Raw genomic sequence first — 1,695 nt, forward strand, 5'->3', positions numbered from 1 at the left:
CAATGGGGATGGGCCTTGCAACGGCAAAACTATTTGCCGAAGCAAAGGCTAAAGTTGTAGTAGCAGACTTTAATGAAGAAAAAGGACAAGAAGCTGTAGCAGAGATTGAAGCTGCCGGCGGTACTGCCTACTTTGTAAAGGTTGATATTTCTAAATCAGAGCAAGTTCAAAACCTTGTAGCAAAAACAGTCGAAAAATTCGGCCGTCTTGATGTTGCTGTTAATAATGCAGCATTAACACCTGACAATGCTCCAGCGGCAGAATTCGATGAAGCATACTGGGACAGATTGATTTCTGTTGATTTGACTGGAACAGCTCTTTGTATGAAATATGAATTACAGCAAATGATTAAGCAAGGCGAAGGCGGCAGCATCATTAACATTTCTTCTGTGAGTGGGTTCCGTCCACAGCCGAACAATATAGCGTACGTTGCTGCAAAGCATGGTGTTGTTGGGATGACAAAGGTTGCTGCATTAGAAAACGGTCCTCAAAATATCCGTGTTAACACAGTTGCTCCTGGAGCGATTGACACACCGATGCTAAGAGGTTCATTAGAAGAAACAGGACAGACAGAAGAAGAATTTGCTCCACAGCTTAGCTTGTTAGGCAGATTTGGCCAACCAATTGAAATCGCCCAAGCAAGCTTGTGGTTAGCTTCAGACCAATCATCTTATGTAACGGGGACAACTATTGTTGGTTTGAAATAAAGTTTAATCAAAAAAAACTTATAAAACGGCATTTTCCGGTAAATGAAAAGAATCCATTTTGAAAAAAGATTGATCAAAATGGATTCTTTATCAATAGATCTATGCTTTAATTTTATAAGAAAGTTTGATCATTTCTTAATGGTGTTACTCACAATCGCGCTCAATTGTGGAAGATCATTACTTAAGCCCTATTCAACAAAAAGAAAATTAATTGAACAAGATGATTTAAAAACCATAATTTTTTATTAAAAGATGTATTCATTGCATAATCATCTCGTTTTAAGATAACACGGGCAATCCAAGCTCTTTTAAGAACTGATTATGCTTAGCCTTTGCCTTGCTAATAGCAACCTCGATTTCATCTAGGTTTTTTTTCACATCTGCAAGATCAATAATTTCTTCATCCACAGCCGTGCTGACATATCTTGAAATATTTAAGTTGAAATTATTCTTTTCTATTTCTTCCATAGATACACAGCGAGAGTATTTTTTGTCATCTTCTTTTCGATATTTATATGTTTTAACTATTTTGTCGATATGCTCTGGCAAAAGGACATTTTGTCGTTTACCTCTGTCGTAGTACTCACTTGCGTTGATAAACAGCACGTCATCGAATTTTTTGCACTTTTTAAGAACAAGAATACAAACCGGAATACCTGTTGAAAAAAACAGGTTAGCTGGCAAACCAATAATCGTGTCTATATTCCCATCCTTGAGTAGCTTTGTTCTGATTTTCTCCTCCGCTCCACCACGGAACAGAACTCCATGAGGCAAGATGATTGCCATTGTTCCCTCATCACTTAAAAAGTGAAACCCATGAAGTAAAAATGCAAAGTCGGCTGCTGATTTTGGTGCAAGACCATAGCTTTTAAAGCGGAAATCCTCTGCTAGAGTATCGTTAGGCTCCCAGCGGTAGCTGAAAGGTGGATTGGCTACTACTGCATCATATTCCAATTTTTTTGCTGGGTTCATTTCAGTGAGAATGTCC

Annotated in this window: 2 protein-coding genes; one reads left to right on the plus strand and one right to left on the minus strand. The window is 38.2% G+C overall.

Annotated elements, in window-relative coordinates; translation table 11 throughout:
* Nucleotides 1-707 (plus strand): SDR family NAD(P)-dependent oxidoreductase (locus tag AB0G52_RS40970; RefSeq protein WP_361344375.1); only part of this gene is annotated, 707 nt, incomplete at its 5' end.
* Between the two features lie 279 nt (nt 708-986).
* Here AB0G52_RS40970 and AB0G52_RS40975 read toward each other — a convergent pair.
* A partial coding sequence (locus AB0G52_RS40975) for an N-6 DNA methylase (protein ID WP_361344377.1) occupies nt 987-1,695 on the minus strand: 709 nt, incomplete at its 5' end.

It is taken from the genome of Streptomyces sp. NPDC021562 (genome assembly GCF_040640875.1).
GTDB lineage: Bacteria > Actinomycetota > Actinomycetes > Streptomycetales > Streptomycetaceae > Streptomyces.